The sequence below is a fragment of the Pirellulales bacterium genome (genome assembly GCA_019694435.1).
In the GTDB taxonomy this organism is placed as follows: Bacteria; Planctomycetota; Planctomycetia; order Pirellulales; family JAEUIK01; genus JAIBBZ01.
The window spans coordinates 242679-269223 of the sequence record JAIBBZ010000004.1 but is presented as its reverse complement, the minus strand read 5'-3'; the positions used below and the strand labels follow the sequence as shown (position 1 = coordinate 269223).

General features: G+C 62.4%; 25 protein-coding genes. 9 read left to right on the top strand and 16 right to left on the bottom strand.

Going from position 1 to position 26545, the window contains the following annotated elements:
• The 5 genes from K1X74_06150 to K1X74_06130 form a co-directional block, all read right to left on the bottom strand.
• Positions 1–1426: AAA family ATPase (locus K1X74_06150; GenBank protein MBX7165915.1), on the bottom strand; the 1426-nt coding region annotated here is incomplete at its 3' end.
• A 77-nt stretch (positions 1427–1503) separates the two neighbouring features.
• The gene (locus tag K1X74_06145) at positions 1504–1701 is read right to left on the bottom strand and encodes a DUF2997 domain-containing protein (protein ID MBX7165914.1); all 198 of its coding nucleotides are present in this window, start codon (positions 1699–1701) and stop codon (positions 1504–1506) included.
• The gene (locus tag K1X74_06140; protein ID MBX7165913.1) at positions 1698–2069 is read right to left on the bottom strand and encodes a DUF1257 domain-containing protein; all 372 of its coding nucleotides are present in this window, start codon (positions 2067–2069) and stop codon (positions 1698–1700) included. Before K1X74_06140 ends, K1X74_06145 begins: the two co-directional genes overlap by 4 nt.
• A gap of 71 nt (positions 2070–2140) precedes the next feature.
• Positions 2141–2311, bottom strand: coding sequence for a hypothetical protein (locus K1X74_06135; GenBank protein ID MBX7165912.1), 171 nt, complete (start codon positions 2309–2311; stop codon positions 2141–2143).
• A gap of 728 nt (positions 2312–3039) precedes the next feature.
• Positions 3040–4971, bottom strand: a complete 1932-nt coding sequence (locus K1X74_06130; GenBank protein ID MBX7165911.1) for a recombinase family protein — start codon at positions 4969–4971, stop codon at positions 3040–3042.
• A gap of 638 nt (positions 4972–5609) precedes the next feature.
• Here K1X74_06130 and K1X74_06125 point away from each other — a divergent pair.
• Positions 5610–6575: an IS5 family transposase gene (locus K1X74_06125; protein MBX7165910.1), complete on the top strand. Its 966-nt coding sequence runs from the start codon at positions 5610–5612 to the stop codon at positions 6573–6575.
• A gap of 950 nt (positions 6576–7525) precedes the next feature.
• Here the strand turns inward: K1X74_06125 and K1X74_06120 are convergent.
• From K1X74_06120 to K1X74_06075, 10 genes are all read right to left on the bottom strand, one after another.
• Positions 7526–8236, bottom strand: a complete 711-nt coding sequence (locus tag K1X74_06120) for a transposase (protein ID MBX7165909.1) — start codon at positions 8234–8236, stop codon at positions 7526–7528.
• Between the two features lie 64 nt (positions 8237–8300).
• Positions 8301–9182 (bottom strand): serine/threonine-protein phosphatase, encoded by an 882-nt coding sequence (locus K1X74_06115; protein MBX7165908.1) that lies wholly within the window; start codon positions 9180–9182, stop codon positions 8301–8303.
• Positions 9179–11893 (bottom strand): glucosidase, encoded by a 2715-nt coding sequence (locus tag K1X74_06110; protein ID MBX7165907.1) that lies wholly within the window; start codon positions 11891–11893, stop codon positions 9179–9181. Before K1X74_06110 ends, K1X74_06115 begins: the two co-directional genes overlap by 4 nt.
• A gap of 77 nt (positions 11894–11970) precedes the next feature.
• On the bottom strand, positions 11971–12768 hold the full coding sequence (locus K1X74_06105) for an SDR family oxidoreductase (protein MBX7165906.1): 798 nt from the start codon (positions 12766–12768) through the stop codon (positions 11971–11973).
• A gap of 186 nt (positions 12769–12954) precedes the next feature.
• On the bottom strand, positions 12955–13164 hold the full coding sequence (locus tag K1X74_06100) for a zf-HC2 domain-containing protein (GenBank protein MBX7165905.1): 210 nt from the start codon (positions 13162–13164) through the stop codon (positions 12955–12957).
• Positions 13165–13287: 123 nt separating this feature from the next.
• Positions 13288–14916 carry a GH3 auxin-responsive promoter family protein gene (locus K1X74_06095; protein ID MBX7165904.1) on the bottom strand — a complete coding sequence of 543 codons (1629 nt, stop codon included), beginning with the start codon at positions 14914–14916 and terminating at the stop codon, positions 13288–13290.
• Positions 14913–15749, bottom strand: a complete 837-nt coding sequence (locus K1X74_06090) for an alpha/beta fold hydrolase (GenBank protein ID MBX7165903.1) — start codon at positions 15747–15749, stop codon at positions 14913–14915. Before K1X74_06090 ends, K1X74_06095 begins: the two co-directional genes overlap by 4 nt.
• Before the next feature lie 39 nt (positions 15750–15788).
• Positions 15789–17408, bottom strand: a complete 1620-nt coding sequence (locus tag K1X74_06085) for a VTT domain-containing protein (protein MBX7165902.1) — start codon at positions 17406–17408, stop codon at positions 15789–15791.
• Entirely contained in the window at positions 17395–18156 is a 762-nt protein-coding gene (locus K1X74_06080; protein ID MBX7165901.1) for an NRDE family protein, read from the bottom strand. Before K1X74_06080 ends, K1X74_06085 begins: the two co-directional genes overlap by 14 nt.
• Complete coding sequence (locus K1X74_06075) at positions 18144–18692, bottom strand: DinB family protein (GenBank protein ID MBX7165900.1); 549 nt, start codon at positions 18690–18692, stop codon at positions 18144–18146. The genes K1X74_06080 and K1X74_06075 overlap by 13 nt, the downstream gene beginning before the upstream one ends.
• A gap of 249 nt (positions 18693–18941) precedes the next feature.
• Between K1X74_06075 and K1X74_06070 the strand changes: the two genes are divergently transcribed.
• The 5 genes from K1X74_06070 to K1X74_06050 all read left to right on the top strand — a co-directional run bounded on the left by K1X74_06070 (position 18942) and on the right by K1X74_06050 (position 22614).
• Complete coding sequence (locus K1X74_06070) at positions 18942–19691, top strand: SDR family oxidoreductase (GenBank protein ID MBX7165899.1); 750 nt, start codon at positions 18942–18944, stop codon at positions 19689–19691.
• Between the two features lie 22 nt (positions 19692–19713).
• Positions 19714–19938: a hypothetical protein gene (locus tag K1X74_06065; protein MBX7165898.1), complete on the top strand. Its 225-nt coding sequence runs from the start codon at positions 19714–19716 to the stop codon at positions 19936–19938.
• 163 nt (positions 19939–20101) lie between these two features.
• Entirely contained in the window at positions 20102–21163 is a 1062-nt protein-coding gene (locus K1X74_06060) for a ferric reductase-like transmembrane domain-containing protein (GenBank protein MBX7165897.1), read from the top strand.
• A 2-nt stretch (positions 21164–21165) separates the two neighbouring features.
• Positions 21166–21999, top strand: a complete 834-nt coding sequence (locus tag K1X74_06055) for a hypothetical protein (protein MBX7165896.1) — start codon at positions 21166–21168, stop codon at positions 21997–21999.
• 24 nt (positions 22000–22023) lie between these two features.
• A complete protein-coding gene (locus K1X74_06050) occupies positions 22024–22614 on the top strand; it encodes a peroxiredoxin family protein (GenBank protein ID MBX7165895.1) in 591 nt (196 codons plus the stop codon).
• Positions 22615–22622: 8 nt separating this feature from the next.
• Here K1X74_06050 and K1X74_06045 read toward each other — a convergent pair whose 3' ends face one another.
• On the bottom strand, positions 22623–23123 hold the full coding sequence (locus tag K1X74_06045) for a hypothetical protein (protein ID MBX7165894.1): 501 nt from the start codon (positions 23121–23123) through the stop codon (positions 22623–22625).
• Between the two features lie 177 nt (positions 23124–23300).
• Here K1X74_06045 and K1X74_06040 point away from each other — a divergent pair, with 177 nt between their 5' ends.
• From K1X74_06040 to K1X74_06030, 3 genes are all read left to right on the top strand, one after another.
• Complete coding sequence (locus K1X74_06040) at positions 23301–25202, top strand: sigma 54-interacting transcriptional regulator (GenBank protein ID MBX7165893.1); 1902 nt, start codon at positions 23301–23303, stop codon at positions 25200–25202.
• A gap of 276 nt (positions 25203–25478) precedes the next feature.
• Positions 25479–25754, top strand: a complete 276-nt coding sequence (locus tag K1X74_06035) for an STAS domain-containing protein (GenBank protein MBX7165892.1) — start codon at positions 25479–25481, stop codon at positions 25752–25754.
• Positions 25751–26386 carry a sigma-70 family RNA polymerase sigma factor gene (locus tag K1X74_06030; GenBank protein ID MBX7165891.1) on the top strand — a complete coding sequence of 212 codons (636 nt, stop codon included), beginning with the start codon at positions 25751–25753 and terminating at the stop codon, positions 26384–26386. Before K1X74_06035 ends, K1X74_06030 begins: the two co-directional genes overlap by 4 nt.
• Positions 26387–26545: the final 159 nt, after the last annotated feature.

Below are 26545 nucleotides of genomic sequence, written 5' to 3'. Positions count from 1 at the left end.
GCGCCTGATAGATGCCGCCCGCCTGGGCATCGAGACAACGCCCGCTTGCCCAGCGGCGCAGCTCCTGGATCGACTCGGCCGCCGTGCGGGCCACCGGGACGATTCTGTGGGCAGCGTCTACCAGCGGAACGTCCAAGAGCGCCGCCAGACGGCAGCAGCTGTGAATCTCGGCGCCCGTCCAATCGGCATCGATCGGCCGCGGCTGCGAGGGATCGAGACCGAACTTGTTCAAGTGCAACTGCCAAATGGCGCGCCGCTGCGCGGCCCCGGGCAGATCGAGGAAGTAGATCGCGTCGAACCGTTCGGCGCGGGTGAACTCGGCCGGCAGCCGGGCGATCGAGTTGGCCGTGGCCACGAAGAATACGTCCGACTCGTGATCACTCAGATAGGTCAACAGCGTCCCGAACAACCGGGTGGCGACACCCGAGTCGGTCGGACCCGAATTGGCGGCACCCGCTAGTCCTTTGTCCAACTCGTCGCAGAACAGCACACACGGCTGCATGGCATCGGCCAGCCGCAAGGCTTGGCGAATGTTCTGTTCGGTCTGACCGACCAGGGAGCCCATCAGGGCGCCAATATCCAAAAGCAGCGTCGGCCGGCCGACCTCCTGGCCCAGTGCCTTGCAGAGCAGACTCTTGCCGCAACCGGGAGGACTCAAGAGCAGCACACCACGTGGCCGCACGCGGGGGTTTCTTCCCGGTCGCAGGGCACGGGTGCAGAACTCTTTGACGGCCTCCAAGCCACCCAGGTCGGCGAACGTCTCTTCGCCCCGATACAGCCGCAGCAGGCCAGATTTCTTCAAAAGCTGTGCCTTGAGTTCCCACAGCGCCGCTGGCTCGATCCGGCCCTGCCGCACCAGCGACAACGCAAAGGCGCTTTCGGCCTCCAGCCGTGTCAGGCCCGAGGCCGCATCGAGCACCCGATCGAACTGATCGCCCGTAGGCAGCTCTTGCGCTTCGGTGGCAATCGAACGGGCGATCTCGGCCAACTGTTCGCGCGCGGGGAGCGCATGCTCGAGCACGACGAATAGCTTTTCAAGCTCGACGGGAATCGCCACGACCGGCGCCAGGACCACCAGGCAGACGCGCGATTGCTTGCCCGCCTGCAGCTGGTGGATCATGGCTTGGACGATCTCCAGCGATTGCAAGAACCGGTGAAAATTGTGCAGCACCAGCAGGGCCGCCCCTTCGGGCGCTGCCAGGCCCGCAGCGGCGCGAATCGCTGTTAGCGGGTCGTTCGCGGGTGCGTCTATCTGGCCGGCACTCTGCAGACCGCGCTCAAGGTCCCAGCTGGCCAGCGGCCAGTGCTCATGCCGGCAAAGCGCGGCAATCTCGGCCAGGCAATCGGCCTGTTCGTGCGTCTCGATCCAGATGCCACTGAAGCAGGCGCGGATGTAGTCGGCCAAACGCTCGGCTAGCGTGGCCATCGGCAAGCCTCCTTTCTGATGGAAGGAAGTATGGCGTCGGTTCGCTGAAATCGTGTGGCTGCAACAAGGTCAGCCACTCAACCGGCCTGTTCTTCGAGGCGTGCTCGAGCCGGCGCCGGCAAATAAAACTCGGCAGTCTTGTTCTCGCTTGCGACCTGCCCCAGCGCCGCCTCCAGGAACCGACTGGCCTCCTGGCAGCTTTCTCCGGCGAACCCGCGCGTCTGCAGCCGCGACTGACCGTCGGCCGAGACGAGGATCTCGATGATGTGCGTCATGCGGTTCCTCCGGCGACCTGGATCGTGAGCTTGATCGAACCGTCGGCCAACGGCTGCTCGAAGACCCGATGTCCGCGGCGGTGGGCCTCGAGCCGGGCCTTTTCGACCGCGTAGGCCTGCAGGAAGCGATCCAATTCGCGGCGCTTGCCCCAGTGGCCTTCGTAGTTGTCGAAGTGGAGCTGACCGTCAGCCAAGTCACAGACCAGCGGAAACTTCCAGCCGGGCAGCCGCAAGGCCAGGCCGGTGACGGTGCCACTGAACAGCCGCACCGTTTCTTCGGCGGGTGGCGAGAGTTGCAGGCGGCGAGCGGCCGCCTCTACGGCCGCTCGATCGCGAACTTGGGTATTGATCGTGACAATGTGGGACACGGATGGCTCCTTTCTGTAAGCCACACATCGAACAAGGACGAGCCAGAGGAGGCTCTGTAGGAAAGGCAGGCTTAGCGCTGTCTGCCTTTGGGGCGGATGTCGCCGTCGTAGAGCAGCGCGGCGATGAGAATCGAGATCGCTACAAAGAACACCGACCAGGAATCGGCGGCCGACGCGATCAGGGCCGCAAAGACGATCGACGCGATCGTGTAGATGGTGTTGAGCTTGGTACGGGCAGACACAGGTTCTCCTGAGGGAATCGGGTGGCACAAGACCAAAAAGGCGATCCGCCAATGGCTGACGGTCAGTATCAGTGGGCAGCGCGGCGGCGCCGCTTGACCGGTCGGCGAATCGGCCGGATGTCAGGACGGTCGTCCCACGCGACGACCAGCGGCGGACGAACAGGTACCAGGTTCAGCTGGAATCCTTAGCGACGGATTGTGGCGACAGACTCGCCCGTGTGGCGGGCGAGGGCGCACTCGAGCTCTGCTTGGGTCATCGAAGTAGCTCCGGAAAAAAGGAATTGCGGACGCTTTGAAAAAAACGCACGGGACACCCGCAAGAATGTCACCGAAGAAAGGCGTCACCAGAAGGTGACGGAGGCGAACTGCCTCCATGCGGTGCTTACCACCGCCCAGAGGTCGCACGACGAAAAACGGCGTCAGCCGCCGCATCCGCCTTCGGCGGACGCTTCGCGCACGGGTAGGCCCGTTCATCCCTGGGCACGGGACCTTTGGCGGGTCTCAAGAGCTGCTTCGGGTGTGCCCGTTTCAATACCTTGAGACGATTGGACACGGAGAATATGGCGAGCAAGCAAACGGATCAGTTGCCGCCACGTAGCGGCGGCTCTGCGTTTATGTTCAGACTGTGAGTCCGAGCTGAGATGCGAAATAGCAAGTCTCCAATAAAAAAGGCCGCGCCCCCCAGGCGGAGACGCGGCCACTACAGTTGTGGTTAAGATTCTCCCGGTTCACGGGACCGTGGGCAAAGGGTCGAAGCGATAGCGGGGATGAAGGTGACGACGCAGCCGCCTGGAATTGGTAGGAGGTACCGTCAGCAGAACATAGGGATCGTCGAGTCCCAGAATTTTCATTCCTCGATCCAGCGCAGCAGCATGTTGTGCGGCCGTAGCTGTAATCCCGAGAGTCGCAGCGACGTCTTGCTGACGCATACCACTGGCCCGCAAGTCGACAACCTGCTGGCGTAGCGCGACTCGTTGAGGCCGCTCGAACAGCTCAACAACGATTTGCCGGCGCAATTCTGCCTGGACCTCGGGCAGGTTACCGCCGCTCGCGGCGAAATCGCCGAGTTCCAGTGCGAACTCGGCCCTCAAGCCAAGCGTGCTGTGGTCGTAGAGTCCCATCGGGTAAACGACGATGCGAGAGATTAGTTTTCGCATCAGCCGCGCAAACTCCCAGGATTCCGCCGCCAAAGAGGTCATGGACTGTCGCGCAAGTCGACGGATCTCGCCGGCGTCCAGTTGAATTGCCGGGCGAGGGACCTCAGTGTCCCGAAGACGACTCTGAACATCGGCGCGCTCGGCTTCTAACGCAAACAGTTTGTCGCGTAGCGACTGACTCATGCCCATCGTCGCGATGGCCTCAGTGACATTTGCAACCTGAGCATCGAGCCGAAGCAGCAGTTGACGCAAGTGAACGAGCCCAGCCATGCGCTCACGCCACTGTGACTCGGCTTCGGCTTGAATGCTTGCGAGCAGGGCGGCATCAAAGTCAGGAAGCTGTTCCACCTCTGCGAGAATCGCCTTCAGAAGTTGATTGCGAGACCGTGTTTCATGGACCGTTAGCCCGTTCCAACACTTATGGTCACGCGCACCCTGGCACATCAAGTGCCCCACCTGACCGCGCCCACCAGAGTAAACGAACATCCGCCCGCAGATGCCGCAGTAGATATGCTGCCCTGGCCAGCGACTGCGCTTTTTGGGACGTCCCAGCCGGGGATCGATGCCGCTCGTATATCGGCGAGAAAAACGAGCATTTCTGGCGTTCAGTTTGGCGATCAGACGCTTGTATCGCTCGGGCTCGATGAACGCCAAATGCGGGACATGCCGTACGCGTAACTCCTCAGGAGCTGCGTTGACGGACTTGTAGCGACCTGTCTGGTTGACACGTTTCGACTTTTTTTGATTGCGCACGCGTAGTCCGGAAATAAGCGGGTTGTATACAATCCGTTGGATCATCGACGCGTGCCAGGACTTGAGTCGGACGCTGGGCGGCAGTGGGGCACCGTTCGCCTGAAACCAGTCGGCCACTTCTGCGAACGAGGCGTCGTTCTCGAGCATTTCCAACAGCCTGTCGTAATAGGGCTGAGCCCAATCGAATTTGCGGAGCTCGGAGTCGTGCTTCGCACCTGGTGGCTTCTCAATGCCGAAGATCGGCGTTCGCAACACCCCTCCTTGATCAAAGCGATTGTTCAGAGTGCGCCGAATCCGCTTGGCTGTGTCGCCGTTGTATTGCTCGTGGCGGAAGGCCGCGAAAATTGAGTGCGAACGCCAGTTCTCGTTGGCGGTGTCAAGATTGTCGTTGATCGCCACTAGCCGTGTGTCATGGTCTTCGCAGAGTTCGCAGAAGATGTGGCCATGCACTCGTCGGACGATTCGGCCAAGATCCTCGGCAAGGACCAAGTCGACTTTGTTGTTCTTGATCAGGCGTCTTGCCCGTTTCAGCTCCGCACGATCCAGGCGCTCGCCGCTGCCGCGGCTTTTGAGCATCCGGAGCTTGTGCCTTGCGACACCGTGCTCCTCCAACCACCGGCGGTACAGCGCTTCCTGATCGTCGAGACTTTGTTCGTCCTGATGGACAGTACTGATCCGGGCGATCCCCAGGACGCGGACCGGCCCCCCCGCCCGCGACTTAATGACGTCGAGACTGGACGCAATAGCCAATTCAAAACCCTCCCGACCGGATCAAGTCTGGATCGGAGGGGCTGGCAGCGCCGACAGAGCGAACAGCGTGCTTTAGCCTTGCAGCTACCGAGCAAATGCATCCTCAGGCAGCCACAGGGTTTGCGCTATCGCCTGCCAAAACAGTTGGCACTGACCAGAGTCGTTCGGAAATCGCCATCGGCGGTCGCCCCGACACCGGAAGGGGACATTCTGCTTGAAGAAGTAGAATGTCCCCTTTTTCGTTCTGATGGACATGGCGGTCCGAGCTCAGGTTGCCGGCGACGTTGATGTCGTATGCGCGGCGCAGCGCCACACGTCAGCCGATTGGCCTGGTCCTACGAAGCGCCGGCCTCGATCGCCATGCCAACGTCCTTGACGTACGTCAGACCCGCCCGCCGTTCGCCACCTTGACCCGAACAGACGAAAAAGGTTCCTCCCACCTTTCTGCTCCCATCTACGCGGACACCACGAGATTGCAGAAATGAATCTATTCACAGACATCAAAGGACTAAAGAGCGAGAGCGACGTCGAGCAGAAGTTCTTTTGGCCGCTTCTAACGGCCTTGTCGAGCAACCGCTCAATTTGCTGCGTAATTCGCTGCAGGATGGAGTCTCTGGTCTCTTGCAGGAGCGAATTCGATGGCTGCCGTGGACGCTAGCAAACCGAATGAGGCGAGGAAGGCGACTTATCGGATCACCAACTGGCGGGAATACAACGAAGCGCTGGTTCGCCGCGGCGACGTGACCTTCTGGTTCAGCCAGGACGTGCTCGACGAGTGGGAGCACGACAATGCCGAGAAAAAGAACGGCCGCCCCTTCACCTACAGCGATCGGGCCATCGAGTGCTTGCTTGCCCTCCGCGAGCTGTTCCGCCTGCCCTATCGTCAGACCGAGGGCCTGGGCCGCGCGCTGGCCACGTTGTTGGGCGCCCAGATCACGATCCCCGACTTCACCTCGCTGGCCAAGCGGGCCGCGAAAATGGGCCACGCGCTCGACGTTTCTCAGGTCCGCGGGCCGCTCGATGTGGTCGTCGACAGCACGGGCCTGAAGATCTACGGTGAAGGCGAATGGAAAGTCCGCCAGCACGGCGTCGGTAAGCGTCGCGCCTGGCGGAAGCTGCACTTGGCGATCGACCCGGACACGCACGAGATTGTGGCCCAGACGTTGACCGAGAATGATGTTCACGACGCCGATCAGGTTGAGCCGTTGCTCGAGCAGGTCCATCGCCCGGTGCGGACCTTTTACGGCGACGGGGCCTACGATCAGCGGAAAGTCTACGAGGCGCTCGACCAGCGCGGCATCGACACGATCATCCCGCCGCGCAGCAACGCGAAGATCGCGCAACATAGCAACAGCGCGGCCGATCCGCTGCCGCGCGACGAGTGCATTCGGCAGATTCGCCGCGATGGACGCAAGGCGTGGAAGAAGTCGATTGGTTACCACCGCCGCAGCCTGGCCGAAACGGCGATGTCCCGCTTCAAGACGAGCTTCGGCGACCGACTCAAAAACCGAGAAGCCCCGAACCAGCGCGCCGAAGCCAGCCTGCGATGCAAACTGCTGAACCACTTTCGCCACCTCGGCATGCCACGCTCAACATGGAATTAGGCGACAAGGCATCTCGGATTCGTAAATTGGACCTGTCCCCGTTTCTTTCCGAAACGGCGATGTCCCGCTTCAAGACGAGCTTCGGCGACCGACTCAAAAACCGAGAAGCCCCGAACCAGCGCGCCGAAGCCAGCCTGCGATGCAAACTGCTGAACCACTTCCGCCACCTCGGCATGCCACGCTCAACATGGAATTAGGCGACAAGGCATCTCGGATTCGTAAATTGGACCTGTCCCCGTTTCTTTCCGTTTCTTTCCCCGTATGCAGATGAACACCGAACAGTGTTTAGTCGATTGGCTGGAGTATTGGGTGCTCGCTACAGTCTGGCAGTTGTCCAATTCGATTGAAGTTATTACAGAAATAGCTGCTAGACACTCGGCGATCGCGCGAACTGTCTCAATGCCGCCAGCATGTTCAATGGAAGAGCTGAACGGCGCGGCTTTGGCCCTGCAAGAGCGTGGATACCTTGAAACTTTGAACAGCAGTTCAATTGAGAGTCTGCAGGCGCGCTCACTCTTTGGTGAGCTTCCTGCAGGCGAGCTAGTTGTATCTCCGCAAAATGGGCATTTAGAGTTTACAGAGCGTGGTGTCCTTACTGCACTGAAGGTCGTCGGCGCGCCCTTCCCTGGCGGGCGCCGCGAGCTGCACGAAGGAGCTGTCTGCTTAATGTTGCCACTCGATAAGCAATACTCGCGCTGGCGACTTATGGGGTCAGAGCTTGGGCCACTCCTAAGCTACTCAAGGCGCTGCTTTGATTGCTCGCTTAAGATTGCATTGAGCGATCCCGTTCGTATTGGAGCTTGGCGAGATCGGTGGTGGCGGAGGTTTCCAATCGGGTATGAAATTATTGTTGATGTGCTAGACGACGGTGTGTTGTCCCTACCGAATACTCCATCCGAAGGGTGATCAGAGTGTCTTGTCACTTGTCACAGATACAGGGAGTGTTGTCCCTACCGAAAGCGCCATCCGAGCGGTGACGAGTGGGTCTTGGAGGAGAGATTTCGGGTAGGGGCAAACCTTGAGTCGCTGCTTGCTCGAATGAACCGGGAACAGAGGGCTGGTTTTTTCGCGAGAATGTGCGAAGTGCGCAGCATGAACCCCGACTCGAAACTCGACGGAACGCATGCCAGGCGTTCACGCTGCGGTGCGGGTGTAGCGGTGATGCAATCCGCCGACCAAGGGGACGCCGACAACCGGGCCGAGTTCGGGCGGGGCCACATTGCGATGCTCGGGACAGTCCCCGTCCAGACCTTGATGCGTCCGCGAACCGTGGTAGTAGCCCAAGAATTCCGAGAACAGCTGGCCTTCCCCCGATCTATGGACCATCGTGAATGCGGGAATCTGGAGATGGTAAATCGCTGGGCTGCTGGAGCGGAGAAGTTGGCTGAGGCGTAGACGAAGTCAACTTCGGAGCGGAAGCGGCCGGACACCGCCGCCTCGCGGTGGTCGGAGCGGCGAACGCCGCCGGGGTTTGGTACTCCAACGCACTGTGCGGCCGGCGGTGATTGTAATCCAGCCGCCAGCGATCGACGAACCAGCGGGCATCCGCCAGGCTCAAAAAACAATTCACGATCCAACAGCTCGTCGCGAAAGCGGCTGTTGAAACTCTCGACGTAGCCGTTTTCCCACGGGCTGCCCTTGGCGATGAACAGCGTCTTCACCGCGGCCTGATCGAGCCAACGCGTCACGTCCTGGGCCACAAACTCGGGCCCATGGTCGTTTCGCTCACACTCGCTTGAGCCCAAAAACCTTGGCGTACACGTTCAGCTTTTCGCCGAGTGACAGGCGACCGGGGGGCGATGCGTTGTGCTCCAACAGGAGCATGGTGGTATCGTCATCGGCCGGTTGGTTGGCGCGGTGCCCCTGCACGCGCTCCTCGATTTTTCCCACCAGCTTGTGGGTCGGCTGCGGGGCGAGTTCGTCCAACAGTTGCAGCAGCCCCGCTTCGCCGAGTTGATTCCCGGCGGGGCTCGTCGCTTCGACGAGCGCGTCGGTATAGAACAGCACGCGATCTCCCGGTTCGAGCCGCAAGACGACTTGGGGATAGTCGGTCGTTTCGTCGATCCCCCAGGGCAGGTTCGTCAAGTTTTGCGCGTGGGAATTCAGGTCGGTATCGACCGGATACCACAGCCCGGTGGCGGCGCGAAACCAGAGCGGCCGCGGGTGCCCCGCGTTGCATATCGTCAGCGTATCGCGGTCGGCAAGGTACGTAGCCACGATGGCGGTGGCGAACCGTTGCCATTGTGCCAGCTCGACAAACTGGCGGTTCAATTCGCGGACCAATCGCGACTGGCTCTTGCGATTGATGTTCGCGCGCATCAAGTCTCGCAGCGATTTGGCCAACTCGGCGACGACGGCTCCGTGCCCTGAAACATCGGCCAGGATGATGCGCGTGATGACTCCGCCACCACAGAGCGAGACATAGTGCACGTCGCCGCCGCTGGTGGCCTGCCGGTAGGGCACACTGCTGAGCCAGAGATCGAGGCCGGGTGCTTTCAGCTCTCGCACGGCGGCGGCATTGCCACCCCAGATCTCCATGCATTGAAGACGATAGGCATCGCGCTCGGGCGACGCGTTCGCTGCGGTGGAATCGGGCGCCAGGCTCATGACGAGGCTTCAGTGGCTTGAAGTTGCTTGACGGTTTCGTTCCCAGCGTGCGCAACCGCGCTCGGTTCGGCTGGTCGCCGCGGGTGCAGCAGCTTGGCGATCAAGCCGGTCCAGCCCGTTTGATGTGCCGCGCCGACGCCGCGGCCGTTGTCGCCATCGAAATATTCGTAGAACAACAGGTAATCGCGGAAATGCGGGTCGTGCTGGAGCTTGGCGTGCTGGCCCAACACCGGGCGCGTGCCATCGTCGCCGCGGCGGAAGATCCTGGTCAAGCGCCGCGACAGCTCCGCGGCCACCCCCTCGATCGTCAGATGCTGGCCTGAACCGGTGGGACATTCGATCTGGAAGTCGTCGCCGTAGTAGTGGTGAAACTTCTGCAGCGATTCGATCAGCAAGTAGTTGATCGGGAACCAGATCGGCCCGCGCCAATTCGAGTTGCCGCCGAAGAGTCCCGAATCGCTCTCGGCCGGCTGGTACCTGACATCCAGGCGCACATCGCCGCATTGAAACACATAGGGCTGATCCAAGTGCCGGCGCGAGATGGCACGCACGCCGTAATCGGACAGGAACTCGGTTTCGTCGAGCATGCGCCGCAGCAGCTTTTTCATGCGGCTGCCCCTCAGCAGCGAGAGCAGCCGTCGTTCGCCCAGGCCGGGCTCCTCCCAACGCGAAACGAGCGACGCCTGTTCTGGCCGGTGCTTGAGCAGCCAGTGCAATCGCCGCTTGAAGCCCGGCAGTCGATCGAGCAGCTCGGGCTCGATCGTCTCCACGGCGCAGAGCGGGATCAGCCCGACCAGCGAGCGGACGCGGAGGGTGACTTGCTCTCCGTCGGGCAGGACCAATTTGTCGTAGTAGAACTGGTCTGTATCGTCCCACAATCCGTGCCCTTGGCCGCACTCGCTCGTCATGGCCTCGGCAATGTGCAAAAAATGTTCGAAGAACTTGGTCGCGATGTCCTCGTAGACTCGATTGTGCAGCGCAAGCTCCAAGGCGATGCGCATCAGGTTCAGCGAGTACATGGCCATCCAGGCGGTGCCGTCCGATTGATTGATCTGTCCGCCCGTGGGCAGCGGCGCACTGCGATCGAAGACGCCGATGTTGTCCAGCCCGAGGAAGCCACCCTGAAAGACGTTGCGGCCTTGCGCGTCCTTGCGGTTGACCCACCACGTGAAGTTCAGCATCAGCTTGTGGAGCACGCGTTCCAGGAATTCCAAGTCGCCGCAATCGCCGCGCTGCTTGCGGTCCATCTGGAACACGCGCCACGTGGCCCAGGCATGGACCGGCGGGTTGACGTCGCCGAACGCCCATTCGTAGGCCGGCAACTGCCCGTTGGGGTGCATGTACCATTCGCGCGTGAGTAGTACGAGTTGCTGTTTGGCAAACTCGGCATCGACCATCGCCAGCGGGATGCAGTGAAACGCCAGGTCCCAGGCGGCATACCAGGGATACTCCCACTTGTCGGGCATGGAAATGATGTCGGCGTTGTTCAGATGACCCCACTCCGAGTTGCGGCCGTGGCGGCGCTGCTGCGGTGGCGCCGGTTGCGCGGGATCGCCCTGGAGCCACTCGCGCACATCGAAATAGAAAAACTGTTTGCTCCAGATCATGCCAGCGAGGGCCTGACGCTGGATGCGACGCGCATCGGGGTCGGCGACATCCGCCTGCAAATGCGCATAGAATTCGTCCGCCTCGCGCCGGCGCTGGTCGAACACGCCCTTGAAATCGTCGGCTGCTGCTTTCGCCGTACCTGCCAACTGCACGCGAATGATATGCTCACCGCCGGCAGGTACGTACAGCTCGTAGCGAGCAGCTGCCTTGGTACCGTGACGCGCCGGATTAACGGCGTCACGCTGGCCCTCCACCAGGTATTCGTGGAAACCATCCTTGAAAGGGCCGCCGGCGGCATCGGCGCAGAACAGCCGGCGCGAGTTCGTCTCGTTTTCGCAGAAGATCAGTTCCAGGGCCCCCGGGGCATAAAGCTGGTAGTCCCCCAGCCGCCGATGCTGAACGACCAGGCGATCGCCCGCGACTGCCTTGAGACACGGCCGTGCCGCGGCCGTACGCTTCCAAGACCAGGTGTTGCGGAAATACAGTTGCGGCAGCACGTGCAGCGTGGCCGCCTCGGGCCCGCGATTGTGGATCGTGATCTGCATCAACAGATCTTCGGGGCCGGCCTTCGCGTACTCGACGAACACGTCGAAGTAACGATCGTCGTCAAACAGACCGGTGTCGAGGAGTTCGAACTCGGGTTCATGCTTGCCGCGGCGACGGTTCTCGTCGACCAATCGAGCGTAGGGAAATTCGGCCTGCGGGTACTTGTACAGCAGTTTCAAATACGAATGAGTCGGCGTGGCGTCGAGATAATAGTAGAGCTCTTTTACGTCCTCGCCGTGATTGCCTTCGCCATTCGTCAAGCCGAACAGGCGTTCTTTCAGGATCGGATCGCGACCGTTCCAGAGGGCCAGTGACAGGCACAGCCGGCCTTGGTCGTCGCAAATCCCGGCGAGACCATCCTCGCCCCAACGATAGGCTCGGCTGCGCGCATGATCGTGCGGCAGGTAATCCCAGCTCGTGCCTTGCGCGCTGTAGTCTTCGCGGACGGTTCCCCATTGCCGTTCGGAGAGATACGGTCCCCACAGGCGCCAGTTGGCGGCGCCGGAATCGGCCTCGCGCAGGCGAGCATGTTCGGTGGTGGGCGGAACGGCCTGCATCACGCTGCGGCTCCTGTTGCATCAATCGGTCGAAGCGAATCGGCCCCCTTGGGCAAGGTGAACGCGCAGACGTGGCACTAGCCTCCGGCTTCGAAGCCGGGATAGAGCGTCATGCCGCCGTCGACGAAGATGGTCGCGCCATGAATATAGTCGGCCTCGTCCGACGCCAACCAGGCGGCGACGCGGCCGATATCGTCGACCTCACCGATCCGTTGGTAGGGAATCAACCGCAGCAACGACTGATAAGCCTCGGGCGTATCCCAGGCGTCGCGATTGATCGGCGTGCGAATGGCCCCCGGTGCGATGCTATTCACGCGAATGCGGTGCGGTGCCACCTCCTGAGCGATCGATTTCATCATCATCATGACGCCTCCCTTGCTGGCGGCGTAATTGATGTGCCCGGCCCAGGGAATGACCTCGTGGACAGAGCTGATGCACAGGATCTTGCCGGCCGCGCACGACACTTCAGGGCGTAGGCCACGGCGGCGAAATTCGCGTACCGCCTCGCGCGCACAAAGGAATTGCCCCGTCAGGTTGACGGAGATCACACCGTTCCACTGCTCCAGGGTCATCTCGTGAAGCGGCGCGTCTTGTTGCAAGCCGGCATTGTTGACCAGGATGTCGATCGTGCCGAACTCCTGGCGCATGCGCTCGAACATCTCGCGCACCTGCTCTTCTTGCGACACGTCGGCGCGATGAGCATAAGCGCGGCTGCCACAGCGTTCGATTTCGTCGAGGAGGTCGTCGACGTTTCCCGAACGATGGTTGACGACCACGTCGGCTCCGGCCCGGCCCAGCGCGATCGCAATGCCTTTGCCAATGCCCGAGCTGGCCCCGGTGACTAACGCCTTCTGCCCTTTGAGGCGCTGCACCACGGGACAGCCAGGCATGGCCATGGTGGCGACTTGATCGTTTGCTGGGTCGGTCATGTTGGTCGAGCTCCTGACATATCACTTGGATGTCGCGGGCGTGCGGCGGTTACGCAGCAGGCGGAATTGCCGCGGTAGGACGCTTGCAGTGCGGCCCAGTGCCGCCGGTTGGCCGCGCCGCGAGGATTGCTTTCACCAGCGCGCCCGGTGGCGCGAGTGCCGACTCAGCAGCGGGTCGCGAGCGGCCTGCCGGACGAGTTGCATCACCTCGCGAAACGAGTCGAAGTAGCGGGCGCAATCCGGACAGGTCTGCAAGTGGGCCTCGAAAGCAGCTCGCGCGTGGGGTGAGAGGTCCTCAGCGAGATAGTCCGACAGCAAGTCGGCCAATTCCTGACAAGTCACGCCACACCTCGTTCTGACGCACGCTGACGCCGCGTGTTTCCGGCACCCCGACACAGACCATGCGTGTCGGCTTTTGCGCCGGCGCCACAAGTCCCCCTGAGTCGCACGCCCCTGCCCCGGCGCTTAGATGCAGGCCGCGATGCTGAGGTTACCGAGCGGCGCGGGATCGGTCGAAGCCCGCGCCGATGCATCGCTGTGCGTGTACCCGGCATGCCATGCGCAAAGCTCTGCGGTCAGTTGGCCGGTGTTGTCGAGGCGGGGCACTTTGTGCTGGCCGCCGAGCTTACCGCGCGACCGCATCCACTCGGCGAACCCACCGCGCGGCATCACCCATACCTCCGGCGCAAGCAACGTCAGATCGCCCTCGCGGTGCGCGGCGTAGTCCTCGTTGACGCGACATAGTGCTCGATCGAGTTCGGAAGCGAAGCTCGAACCGGAGAGCGGTGGCTGTGCAAACTCGATCACGAACCGATGGCGACCGACATCACCGGTCTGCGCAGGAAAAGCCGGACCGACATGAAAGTCGACCACCGCGGCCGACGTAGCCGTGGCGGCCGCAGCGATGGCACGCTCCACCTCTTCGCCAATCAAATGCTCGCCGAACGCAGAGAGAAACTGTTTTGTCCGCCCGGTGAAACGCAAGAGCGGCGGGTCGACTGCATCGAACGTCACCGTATCACCCAGCACATAGCTCCACAGCCCGGCGCAGGTGGTAAGCACGACGGCGTAATTCACTCCGGGCACGATTTCGGCCACAGCATGCCGCGTCGGCCGGTCTGAACCAAGCTCGTTAACGGGCACGAACTCGAAGTAGATGCCGTGACCCGTCATCAGACGCAGTTGTCCATAGCGTGGATCCTCTGCCGCAACGAATCCTTCGGACGCCGGGTACGTTTCCAGAAATCGCACCTGGTCCGAACCGACGACCTGGCGAAACAAATCGCGATAGGGATCGAACCGGGTGCCACCGTGTACGATGACCCGCAGCATCGGCCAGACTTCGGCCAAGATGCTACGACCCGATATGGACAACAGTCGCTCGAACAGCACGAGCAGCCAGGAAGGCACGCCCCCGACGAGCGTGATCGGCCGGAGCACGCTGTCCTCTGCAAGCAACTCCAGCTTCTGTTCCCAATCGGACATCAACGCCAGATCGAGCGCGGGATAGCTGAACGGGCGCGCGAGACGTGGGATCTCGCGCGCGGCGATGCCGCTCAGGTCGCCCGACCGCGTTCGAGCGCCCTGCGACCGACATCCTGGCGCAGCGACGGGCTTCAGATCGGTACTTCCTCCGAGCAAGAACATCTGTCCGGCAAAGAGCGAGACGGAGGGATCCGCCGCCTTGAGCCACGCGAGCGACGTGAGCGCCGCTCGGCGATTCGAGGCGAGCATGTCGCGCGAGACCGGAATGTGCTTGGTCGTGCCGCTCGTGGTGCCCGACGAAAGGGCCAGGTAGGGCACCACGCCGGGCCAGGTGGCAGCGGTCAGGCATGGAAACGACGGCTGCCAATACTCGCGCCAGAAATCTTCGTACTCACGTAACGGGACTTGGGCTCGGTAGTCCTGCACCGTCCGCAGGCGATCGAAGCCATGTTCTCGGCCGAATCGCGTCGATCGGGCTCGGCGAACCAGACGCAATAGGGTCTGCGACTGCTGCTCGGCAAGCGACTGCCGATCGCCTTGCCTGGCCCGCCAACGGGCAAACTGGCCAAACCCACGATCGACCCATTGTCCCCACTTCGAGACGCTCATCGAACGCTCTCCGCCAATGCACAATCCCTCGGCGGCGCATCGGCGGCACCGCGCTGGGTGAGAAACTCCGTCACCAGCGGATTGATCACGTGCGGCAGCTCCATCTGCGGCGCATGACCACAGCGCGGCAACACCTGCACGCGACCATGAGGCAACCGGCTGGCTGCCTCGAGCGTTTGTCGCGGATCGACGATCCGATCTTCTTCGCCGATTACCACGAGCGTCGGCGGAACGACACGCGGCATCAGCTCGCGAACGCGGTGCTCCATCGTGCCGCGTACCGTGCGCAGTACACCGCGCTGCCAGCGCCGTGAAGAAAACTTCTCCCGGTAATAATCCAACAGTCCAGCATCGACCAGACGCGCATCGTAGAACACGCTTTCGACGATCGATCGAGGGTCATTGCGGCGTACCCCTTCGACCAGCGGTAGCCGTTCTTCAACGCTTAGGCCCGACGGACACAGGAGGACCATGCGCGCAACATGTTCCGGATGCCGCACTGCGAACTCGACGGCGATCTTGGCTCCCATGCTGCTCGCCACCAGGCACACCGGAGCTACCTGGACGAATTCGACCAGGTATCGCTGCAGTTGCTCGACAAAAAAGGGTACCGTGATCGGCAGTCCCTGATCGATGCGCCGCTGCAACAAGGCTCCCTCGTAGGCGAGTAGATTCGGCTGATGCACGTCGAAGTGTGTTCGCCAGTAGTCCACGTTCGCGAACCAGCTTTCTGCCTGCTCGGCCAGTCCGTTGATCAACACGAGTGGCGGACGGCGAGCATAAGCGCCACGCAGTTCGACTGGCCCTGGCTGGCGATTCGTCATCACGATCATGGCACTTCTCGAGGTAATGGCTTGGTTGCTCGGACCAATTCAGTCGGCCAACAAGTTGACCTGGCGCGTACGGTAGTAAGCGCGCACGGCCTGCAACAAGGGCCAGATTCGCGACGGCTGCGCCCCCCGCGCACGGTTGCTCGCGCCGATGGCAAAGAGCAACTGCCACTGCCTGCCCAGCGTGCCGTATGCACGCATCAGGGACCAGGCAGGGTCGTAGATATTCGTCGATTCGCTCGTGGCGCCATTCAATTCGACGATCGCCAGATCGCGTCCGGCCATGAATTCGTCGACGTCACCGTAGCGCACGTCAAAGCGGCCGATGTAGAAGCCCGCGAACTGACGCGCGATGCGGTCGATCACCCGCTCCAGCTCGTCGGTGACCAGGTGCGCGCCGTCGCAAAACATCGTGCCCTGGCAATGGTTCCCGGCGATGGCCAAGCGCAGCGATTCGCCGTCGGCGAGCACTCGATCGAGCTGGCTGTGGAACCGCTCGAGAAAGGTGGGAGCCTGCATGCGATAGCGGGGATGCTTCCAAATCAGCTCCGCGAGCGTCTCGCGCCCGTTGCCGGTCACGCTGGGAAAATGCTTGTCGGTGATGGAGAAGATGCGCCCGCGCCGTTCGCCCGGACGCCGATAGTAGAAGACGCCTGCTTCGTAGGGGCCCGGATGATATACCTGCACCAGCAGCGGAGCCGGGTGCTCATGGATGTATGCTGCAACGTCCGTCAGACTGTGAGCCAACTTGAGACCTGCACCACGCTGCGAAGCATCGGGTTTGAGGATCACCGGGAATTGCCATCCGCGCGCCGCCATCTGAGCTTGCACCGCAGCGAGACGGTCACGCGTGCTGCCTGTCGCGATGAGTGAATACGGCAACACGTAGTCGCGCGGCAGGCGATCGAGAATGGCGGCCTTCGATTCGCCCACGACTCCGCCATCGGGAATGCCGGGATTCGCAGCTGTCCACACCAAGGGGCCCCGATAGCGCAGCGTTAGAAACCCCAGCCACGGAAGGAGCGGCAGATAGAAGAGCCAACCCGGCCAGAATTCCCAGCGCCAACATTTGCTGATCCGCGCCAGCAGGCGCTGGAGCTGATGGCGTCCCCTTAGCCAGGCGGCCAGCCGCCAACCGCAAAACAGCAAGCCTCCGGCCACGACCAGCGTCTGCCCGGTTGCGCCAAGCACCGCGTGCAGCGCAGGCACGACAACGTTTCCCAAGAGCACGACGGCCAACACGACCAGCGGCGTCCAGAGCGCTGCGGCGAGCAGGGCCCCGTACGTGAAGCGATGCGCCCGCTGGCCCAACGCACCAGCCGCCAAGTAGATCGGCAATCGTGCGCCAGGCAGAAAGCGCGCGGCGAGCACGGCTTGCCAACCCTGTCGATCGAACCAGGCCGTCAGGTGCTCGATTTGCTCGGCCGGCAGACGACGCTTCACCGACGGCCACGCCAAGACGGGCACTCCCACGACGCGGCCCACCAGCCATAGCCCCAGATCGCCCAGCACGATGCCCAGAAAACAGGCGAGCAGGCCGAGGGCGAGTCCGACCCGGCCCTCGTGAATCAGCAAGCCTGTGCCGATGCAGGTCAGATCCTCGGAGACAAACGTGGCTCCGACGATCGATACGAATTGGCCCAGCAATTCAGCAGACGACATGGCGCGACGTCCTGGCGATGGAGAGCGTAGCTCGACGGCTGGGCCACAATTGGGACGAATCTCCCCGACGTTTTCGGTAGGCCATACGCAGCTTCGCGGCGCCGAGGTCGACGGTCGTCTGGCTGACCGTCAATGCGTCCGCTCGTGTCATCCACACGCTTCGGGCCTCATCGCCGGGCCATGCCGTGAGATGAAATTCGATCTGGCGTCGGCGCCAATTCGCCGCCGAGCAAAAGCAGGAGTCGAACCACGCGCGGCGCGGGGCTTCGACCAGCGAATCACCGAGACTGGACGAGGTGTACATCAAGGGACCGTCGAGCAGCGCCGGATACCGAATCTGCATCCCGGTCCCGTTCCAAGCGCACTCTGCATAGCGGCTCCGGTCAATCAGCAACAGCCGAAACGGTGCAAACTTCGGAAAGTCGAGCGCCGACGCGCGCGCAACGGCTTCGTCCAAGCTCGCCGCTCGACAAACGCCGGGCACGATCGTCCCTCGACTGCGACTCGGCGGCGCACTGCCTTGCGAAGCGCATGCCTGGTCGTTGACGTTCAAGAGCACCAGACACAATCCGGCGTCGGTGATGGCGATCCAGGTTCCGCCTGAATCCGGATCTCGAGGAAACGCGGTCCGGCGGCCGACGACGACGTGCATCGCCGGCGGCTGCGCGATGGCGCGTGAGCGCAGCTCATCGCGATTGCAGACCACGCGCGCGCCGAATCGAAATGGCAACACCGTTACCGTGCACATGGCTGGCTCTGTTGATGTCTCAAGGTCGACGGTGCATAGCCGAAATCCGCGGGCACTTCGATTTCCAACTGTTTCGCCATCACGGAGAGCAACGCCTGGTGATGGATCGTGTGGCTGAGCAGAAACGCCAGCTCGCGTCCGAGCGTCGTGCCGACCGGACAGAGCTTCCCACCGGCCGTCCAAAGAACTTCGAGCTGCAACGGGATGCGCTCGTCGCGATCGGCCAGATCGCAGAGCGCGTGACGCAACTCGCCAATGCGCTGCAAAGCGAAGCTGCGATCACGTTCGACCAACGTGTCGCGAGCGCGCACTTCGTAGCTCAACGTTGGCGCCGAGAGATTTGCCAGTAACCCTTCGACGTGGTCCAGGCAGTGACGGACATGTCCACCGATGCTGCTCGGCACGAGCCCCACCGGTCGGCGCGCGTATTGCTCATCGTCAAGAGATCTCAGTAACGCGGAGATCTGGTCGAGCAATGCCGCGATCGATTCCACGGCACCCTTCGCACGCATATCCGCCGCAGCAATCGTGATCATGGCCAGCCTGGGGGGAAGACAGAACCTGTGTTCCGAGGGCAATCAGACGGTGACGTCCATGCCCCTCTTATGCCTTGGATGCACTCGGGCGATCGGCAGTTACATCTTTCCAGGGCCGGGACGCTTTCGATCGTGGTGCCGAAGGCAGGCTCGAATTCCCCGTAACCGCCGCCCCACCGGCCGCATCGAAAGCAAGATGTCCGCCTCGTCGATTCGCCTGGATGCACTGTTATTTGGAGCGCCAACACCATGACCGCCGCACGAGTCGCCTTGATAACGGGCAGTGGGAAGCGACGCGTTGGGTCGCATGTGGCCGAAGCCCTTGCCGCCCGTGGCTACGCCGTGGCGGTGCACTACCGCAGCTCGGCCGCCGAAGCGGAAGAAGCCATCCGGCGACTGCGCAGGCTGGGCGTGGAGGCCGAGGGATTTCAGGCCGACCTCGCCGACGAGCTCGCCGTGCGCGACATGATTGAACAGGTGCTGGGACGCTTTCGCCGGCTCGATGTGCTGGTCAACTGCGCGGCACTCTGGAAAAGCAAGCGGCTCGAAGACGTGACCGCCGCCGATGTTCGCCTGCACTTCGAGACCAACACGCTGGGCACCTTCCTGTGCTCGCAACTCGCCGGGCTGGCCATGACCAAACAGCCCGACGGGGGCTCGATCGTCACCTTGGGAGACTGGGCCGAGGCGCGCCCCTACCTGAACTACGCGGCCTACTTTCCTTCGAAAGGCGCGATCACGACGCTGACCCGCTGCCTGGCCGTGGAGCTCGGCTCTCGCAATCCGCAGGTACGCGTGAACTGCATCATGCCCGGGCCGGTCATGTTGCCCCCCGATCTTCCCGTCGCCGAGCGCGACGAAGCCATCAATGCCACGCTCGTGAAGCGCGAGGGGAGTCCACAACACATCGCGCAGGCCGTGCTCGCGTTGGTAGAGAACGATTTTGTGACCGGCATCTGCCTGCCGGTGGATGGCGGACGCACGGTCTACGCTCCTTGAGGGCCAGAAACGGGGCCTGCACGTGGTTGACCTGGCGCGAATGCTCTTATTGATCGTGGGACTCTACCTGATGTGTGGCGCAATGGTGGGCGTGCCCTTCGTCCTGTGGGGCGTGGGCCGCATCGATCCGGCCGCCCACCACGCACCCTGGACGTTTCGGCTGCTCATCCTGCCCGGCAGCGTGGCGCTGTGGCCCTGGATGGCGATGCTCTGGCGACGCACCGGAAGGCGAGAGACTCGACCATGACCCGATCGCATCGGAATTGGCATTGGTGGGTTTGGCTCGTCATGGGCCCACTCGTTGCGTTGGGGCTGGCGGCGGCGATCGTCAGCCGGCCGATGCACGTCTCGCTCGCGCCTCCAGACGGAGCGTCCAAGAGCAGCAGCCCGCACGCGCACGGTATCTCGTCATGAGCGTCACCTACAAGTCGATCAATTGGAACCACAACAAGCGCGTCTACGACAGGGCAATTGCCGCGGGAGTCATCGCCTACCTGGCGACGTTCCTGTTGTGCGGGGTCGTGTCGCAGAGCGCTGCAGGCCACATTTCGCTCGAAGTGTTGCTACTGCGGGCGCTGGGGACCTGCGCCTACTTCATGCTCAGTTTTCTCTTGTGTATCGGTCCGCTCGCGCGATTGGACCGGCGCTTGCTGCCGCTGCTGTACAATCGTCGTCACCTGGGTGTGGCGACGTTTCTCGTGGCGCTGGCGCATGGGCTGCTCGCCACTGGCTACTACCATGGGTTTGGCCGCGTCGGCCCCTTCGTATCGTTGCTAACGTCGAACACGAACTACGCTTCGTTAGCAGCGTTTCCCTTCGAAACGCTCGGGCTGCTGGCGCTGGTCATCCTGTGCCTGCTGGCCGTCACGAGTCACGATTTCTGGCAGAAGAATCTTGGTCCCAGCGTGTGGAAGAGTTTGCACATGCTGGTCTATCCCGCCTATGGGCTCATCACGCTGCACATTGCCTTTGGCGCTCTCCAGGCAGAGCGGAGCCTGCTCTACCCCATCGTGCTCGCATTGGGCTTGACGCTTGTCGTCGGCCTGCATCTCACGGTCGGTTGGCGCGAGCAGCGGCGAGATCGCGGCTCATCGGTTCTGCCCGCTGCTGCCAGCACGTGGATCGAAGTGGGCCGGGCGGAGGAAATTCCCGATGGTCGTGCGAAGACCGTTTGCCTGCCGGGTCGCGAACGCGTGGCCATTTTCCGCCACGGCAACCGTTTCTCGGCCGTGACGAACGTCTGCGCGCATCAGCGAGGTCCGCTCGGTGAAGGGAGAATCATCGAAGGCTGTATCACCTGTCCCTGGCACGGCTGGGAGTATCGGCCCGAAAACGGCCAATCGCCGCCCCCTTTCCAGGAAAAGATCGCGACTTATCGCGTCCGCGTCGAACGAGGACGCGTCTGGCTTGATCCCGAACCGCTCCCTCCCGGCACTTCCACGACGCCGGCCTTCTGGGTGGAGACCAACTGATCATGTTCGCATCGGGACCTTCGCACGATCGGCCTCCAGCCGACGAGTTCTTCATCGGCTGGCTTGACGTACCGGCCGGTTACAAGCGCCGCGTACGGCAACTGGCGTGGTTCGCGTTGCTGCTGGCTCCCTTGCTGGCCGGTGCGATCGCCGCCAGTCAGTCTTCGCCCGGTACGGCAGAATGGAATTCTGAGACACGGGTAACGCTCGAAGGGATGGCCTACTGCCGGCCTTATGCGCTGCTGCGAACGCTCGATGCCGCGTCGGACGGTGCCGTGCACACGGTGCTGCTGGTCGAGGAGGGCAAGTTCGGCGCGGCCGAACGGCTCAAGACCTACGACGGCCGCGCCGTACGAGTACGCGGCACCTACTTACATCGCAATGATCGATGGATGCTCGAACTGGCAACGGCGCCAGACGCGATCGAGACGTGCTCGGATCTCGCACCGAGCGTGACGACAAAGCTTGCCTGGCCCTCGAGTTCCTCAGCGGCCACGGTGACGCTGCGTGGCGAGATCATCGATCCCAAGTGCTTTCTGGGGGCCATGAAGCCCGGGGCAGGCAAGACGCACAAAGCTTGTGCCACGTTGTGCATCTCCGGCGGCATCCCGCCGATGCTCTACACGGGCTCAACCGGGCAGCCAGCCTATCATCTGCTCGTCGCCGAGAACGGCGCGGCGATCAATCAGGCCATTCTGCCTTTCGTCGGCGATCTCGTCGAAGTACGAGCGACGCATAATCAGTGCGATGACCTTTCCATCTTGCGGTTAGACCCACAAAGCGTACGACGAGTTTCGCGGCTATTCGCCGAACAGCCGGCTCCTTCAAAGCAATAGTCTCTTTCAAAAAGGTACTCGACCATGAAGCCTGAACACCTGCACTTCTGCGCGCGCTACGGGATTGCCGCTGCGATCTTCGTCATCACCCCAGCCGCAGGCGCCGACGCCCGCGCTGAAACCAAAATGCCCGCCGTCGGCGACCAGGCCCCCGACTTCACGCTTTCGACCTTGGACGATCGACCCGTGATGCTTTCGCAGCTCACGATGAAGGCGCCCGTGGTGCTGGTCGTGCTGCGTGGCTACCCGGGGTATCAATGCCCCATCTGCACGGCCCAAGTGGGCATGTTGATCGGCAAAGCGAAGCAGCTCGCGGCGACGGGTGCCAAGGTACTGCTCGTGTATCCCGGTCCGCGCGAGCAGCTTGTGGATCAAGGGCGCGCGTTTCTGAAGGACAAGACGCTGCCGGAGAACTTCCTGTTCGTGACCGACCCCGATTACAAGTTCACCACGTCCTACGGGTTGCGCTGGAACGCTCCGCGCGAGACGGCTTTTCCCTCGACGTTCGTGCTGGACCGGCAGCGAGTCGTTCGCTTCGCGAAGGTCAGTAAGAGTCATGGCGATCGCGCGAAAGTCGCCGAGATTCTGCAGGCGCTCGACGCGGTACCCAACTGAGACCGGATCTACACGGCACGCGATCCTGCAGCCGCGCCGAGCATGCGACGCAGCCATGCCACTTGCCGCCAACGGCACGCGATGACGATCAGCGATCCGGCAAACACCGCGAGCGCGAGCGCGAACAAAAGTCCGCCGTCGCTCTCGCCGGATTGGGGATCGACCACTTGAATTCCCAACGAAGTCAAGTGCGTGACAATCGCGCCGCTGATCGTCATGAAAGCCAGCGCTGCCCCGTAGAAACTTGTCCGCGGCGCCAGCAGCAACACCACGCACACCAATTCGACCAGGCCCACCAACGTAGCGGCGGGACGACCGCCGCGCGGTCCGAAGATGATCTGCGTTTCAGGTGCATAGGTGAATTTGAAGAACAGCGTTTGCGCCAGCACCGCAGCCACGGCGAGCTGTGCGGCCCAGGACAGCCCGAACACCCAACGCGGGAAGCCCGCCGCGGCTGACAGGCCTGAGGCAGGAGTCATGGGGTTCGAGTTGGATGCGGTGGCCTGCATGTAGACGGTCTCCAGAACGAGGATCGGCGGGTCATTCGACACTTGTTTTGATGCGACTGCCGCGCTTCGCGTTTCACGCACCGGACGGCCCGCCGCAGCCGCGTCGCGTTGGCATGCGCCCGACCGCCCCGGCTACAATCCGGGTGCCGCGCCGAGTGGAAACTTGCCAGCACAGCCATGACAACCGAATCGACCGCAACCGTCCGCACGCCCACCGACGAAGCTTCTGAGTTGGCGGTGTTGCGCGCCCTCGTAGAAGGAACGGCCCGCGACCGCGGCGAAGAGTTCTTTGCGTCGCTCGTGCGCAATCTGGCCCGCGCGATCGACGTGCGGTACGCCTTTGTGGCTGAATTTGCCGACAACCCGCGACGCGTGCGCACGCTGGCCTATTGGGAACAGGATCGACTGGCGACCAATATCGAGTTCGACCTGATGGGTACGCCCTGCGAAGAGGTCGTGGCGGGCAAGCTCTGCCATCACCCCTGCGGCGTCAAGGACAAGTTTCCTCTGGATCGGCCGTTGATGGAGCTGGGCATCGAGAGCTATCTCGGCGTGCCGCTCTTGGACGCGCATGGCACCACGCTTGGCCATCTCGCGGTCTACGATCCCCGGCCGATGCCCGACGAAGCGCGGCGCCTGTCGATCTTCCAACTGTTTGCCATGCGTGCGGCCACCGAGCTGGAACGATTGCGATCCGAGCGCAAGCTCCGCGAGAGCGAGCAGCAGTTCCAGGATCTCTACAACGAGGCCCCGATCGCTTACGTCCAAGAGGACCTGGAATCGCGATTCATCTCGGCCAATCGGGCGGCCATGCGGATTCTCGGCATCACGCCCGAGCAGGTCCCAGGCATGGTCGGCATCTCGCTCGTGCCCGACACGCCCGACGCCCAGCGCCGCGTGAAGGAGGCGTTTGCATCCGTCGGCCGGGGCACGGACACCAGCGGCGTCGTGCTGGAATTGCGACGCAAGGACAACGGCAACCCGATTTGGATCGAGTGGTGGTCGAAGCCGGATCCCAGCGGCACGTACACGCGCACGATGTTTGTCGACATCACCGAGCGCGTCTTGATGGAGCAGGAAAAAGCGCGACTAGCAGCGGAAAACGTCTATCTGCAGGAAGAAATCAAGTCCGTCCACAATTTCGACGAGATCGTCGGTCAAAGCTCCGGCCTCGTCGCGGTGCTGGATCAGGTGCGTCTCGTCGCACCGACCGATGCGACGGTCTTGATCCAGGGCGAAACGGGGACCGGCAAGGAATTGATCGCCCGCGCCATTCATTCCATCAGCCGCCGCAGCGACAAGCCGCTCATCAAGCTGAATTGCGCCGCACTCCCCAGCGGGCTCGTCGAGAGCGAGCTTTTCGGCCACGAAAAAGGGGCCTTCACCGGTGCGCTGACGCGACGCATTGGCCGCTTCGAGCTGGCCGACGGCGGCACGATTTTTCTGGACGAAATCGGCGAGCTGCCGCTCGAGGTCCAGTCCAAGCTGCTGCGCGTCTTGCAGGAACGCGAATTTGAACGCGTGGGCAGCGGCAGTTCGATCAAGGTCGACGTGCGCGTCATTGCCGCCACGAATCGCGACCTGTCGAAAGCAGTGCAAGACAAGTCCTTCCGTGAAGACCTGTTCTATCGACTCAACGTCTTTCCTCTGGCCTTGCCCCCCTTGCGCGAGCGCAAGGAAGACATCCCGCTCCTGGTGCAGTTCCTGGTGAACAAATTCAGCGGACGCATCGGTCGCCAGATCGAATCCGTCAGCCGGCAGGCCATGGATCGACTGCTCGCCTATCCCTGGCCCGGCAACATTCGCGAATTGGAGAACATCGTCGAGCGAGCCGTCATTCTGGCCTCTGGCTCGATGCTCGAAGTCGGCGCCGACGCGCTCGCGATGCCTGCCGCCGAGCAATCCGTCGCCACCGATTCGCTGAGCCTGGAGGAGATCGAACGCCAGCACATCCTCGCCGTGCTCCGGCAAACCGATTGGGTGATCGACGGCGCTCGCGGTGCGGCGAAGATCCTCAACTTGCACCCCAATACGCTCCGCAGCCGTTTGAAGAAACTCGGCATCGCGCGCGGGGACTAGCGCCTGTTTGCTCGGCTTGGCGGTGGCGTACGCCAACTCTGCCGCGCCCTCCCCGGGAGGCAGCGGATCTGCGCCCACACCACGACCTTTCGAGGCGCTCACGAGATCTCGTGGGAGCACGTCGTGGCACCTGCTCACGACGGCGGATACGCAAACTCAACCCAGAACCGCAACCCCTTTTCCAGGCATGAGTTGCGGCATTCTTGCGCGGGCCGATTCAATTCGGCACGGCCCATGCGATAGGCATGCGACGTCCCCTGCACAAGGAACCTCGCCATGCTTCGTGTCACGCCTTTGCCCGACGAACAGCCCGGGCTGAATCTCAAGCTCGAGGGCAAGCTGATCGGCCTATGGGTCGACGAGTTTCGCAGTTTCTGCGCATCCTGCGAGCCCCAGAGCCATCCGCTACGGCTCGACCTGGCCGACGTCACCTTCGTCGACGCCAACGGCATCCATTGTCTGCAAGACCTGCTTCGCCAGGGAGCGCAAATCTACCGCTGCTCAGGCTTCGTCGCCGAGATCATCGAACTGGCTTCGAAGGAGGCATCATGAACACCGCATCCACCCCGATTCGTGCTTGTGGCGGCTTCGAGTCGATCGACGAGGCACATCTGCTCGCACGATTGCGCCGTGGCGACGAAGCCGCTTACGAATGGCTCGTGCGGACCTTCAGTGGAAGAATGCTGGCCGTAGCGAATCGCATGCTGCGCTGCGAAAACGACGCCGCCGATGCGGTTCAAGAGGCGTTCATCTCGGCGTTCAAGGCGATCGATTCGTTCGAGGGGAGCGCGCGGATCGGGACCTGGCTCCAGCGGATCTTGATCAATGCTTGCTTGATGAAGCTGCGCTCCGAAAGAAGCCGCACCGCGTGTCCGATTGAAGAACTCTTGCCGAGCTTCGACGACCAGGGCCACCACGTACATGCCGTGCAACCTTGGACACGTTGTCCGAGCGAGCCGGCTCAGCAAGCCGAGCTGCGGACCCAGGTCCGTCGTTCGATTGACCAGTTGCCGGAAGGCTATCGCGAGATCCTGCTGCTGCGCGATATCGAAGAGCTCGATACCGACCAAACCGCCAAGATGCTCCAAATCTCGCCGGGTGCGGTCAAGACGCGATTACACCGTGCGAGACTGGCTCTACGTACCTTGCTGGAACCGATGTTCGTTGCCGCGGACCGCAGTTAGCCCATTCCAACGGCGAGGGTAAGCGAATCGATCTCGCTCGACGCCAACGATCAGAGGGTTGCAATTCACATCCCTGCGAACACAACGCGTCGCGCCGAGGCGGCATAGCTTGAACAGAATTCATTCGCCGGCTCTGCCACGGATATTGTTTCCTCGACG

Excerpts from the sequence above, each read along its gene's own strand:
- K1X74_06145 (MBX7165914.1), bottom strand. The coding sequence starts at position 1,701 with ATGACGCACATCATCGAGATCCTCGTCTCGGCCGACGGTCAGTCGCGG.
- K1X74_06125 (MBX7165910.1), top strand. The coding sequence starts at position 5,610 with ATGGCTGCCGTGGACGCTAGCAAACCGAATGAGGCGAGGAAGGCGACT.
- K1X74_06115 (MBX7165908.1), bottom strand. The coding sequence starts at position 9,182 with ATGAGCCTGGCGCCCGATTCCACCGCAGCGAACGCGTCGCCCGAGCGC.
- K1X74_06110 (MBX7165907.1), bottom strand. The coding sequence starts at position 11,893 with ATGCAGGCCGTTCCGCCCACCACCGAACATGCTCGCCTGCGCGAGGCC.
- K1X74_06095 (MBX7165904.1), bottom strand. The coding sequence starts at position 14,916 with ATGAGCGTCTCGAAGTGGGGACAATGGGTCGATCGTGGGTTTGGCCAG.
- K1X74_06090 (MBX7165903.1), bottom strand. The coding sequence starts at position 15,749 with ATGATCGTGATGACGAATCGCCAGCCAGGGCCAGTCGAACTGCGTGGC.
- K1X74_06085 (MBX7165902.1), bottom strand. The coding sequence starts at position 17,408 with ATGTCGTCTGCTGAATTGCTGGGCCAATTCGTATCGATCGTCGGAGCC.
- K1X74_06080 (MBX7165901.1), bottom strand. The coding sequence starts at position 18,156 with ATGTGCACGGTAACGGTGTTGCCATTTCGATTCGGCGCGCGCGTGGTC.
- K1X74_06075 (MBX7165900.1), bottom strand. The coding sequence starts at position 18,692 with ATGATCACGATTGCTGCGGCGGATATGCGTGCGAAGGGTGCCGTGGAA.
- K1X74_06070 (MBX7165899.1), top strand. The coding sequence starts at position 18,942 with ATGACCGCCGCACGAGTCGCCTTGATAACGGGCAGTGGGAAGCGACGC.
- K1X74_06060 (MBX7165897.1), top strand. The coding sequence starts at position 20,102 with ATGAGCGTCACCTACAAGTCGATCAATTGGAACCACAACAAGCGCGTC.
- K1X74_06055 (MBX7165896.1), top strand. The coding sequence starts at position 21,166 with ATGTTCGCATCGGGACCTTCGCACGATCGGCCTCCAGCCGACGAGTTC.
- K1X74_06050 (MBX7165895.1), top strand. The coding sequence starts at position 22,024 with ATGAAGCCTGAACACCTGCACTTCTGCGCGCGCTACGGGATTGCCGCT.
- K1X74_06045 (MBX7165894.1), bottom strand. The coding sequence starts at position 23,123 with ATGCAGGCCACCGCATCCAACTCGAACCCCATGACTCCTGCCTCAGGC.
- K1X74_06040 (MBX7165893.1), top strand. The coding sequence starts at position 23,301 with ATGACAACCGAATCGACCGCAACCGTCCGCACGCCCACCGACGAAGCT.
- K1X74_06035 (MBX7165892.1), top strand. The coding sequence starts at position 25,479 with ATGCTTCGTGTCACGCCTTTGCCCGACGAACAGCCCGGGCTGAATCTC.
- K1X74_06030 (MBX7165891.1), top strand. The coding sequence starts at position 25,751 with ATGAACACCGCATCCACCCCGATTCGTGCTTGTGGCGGCTTCGAGTCG.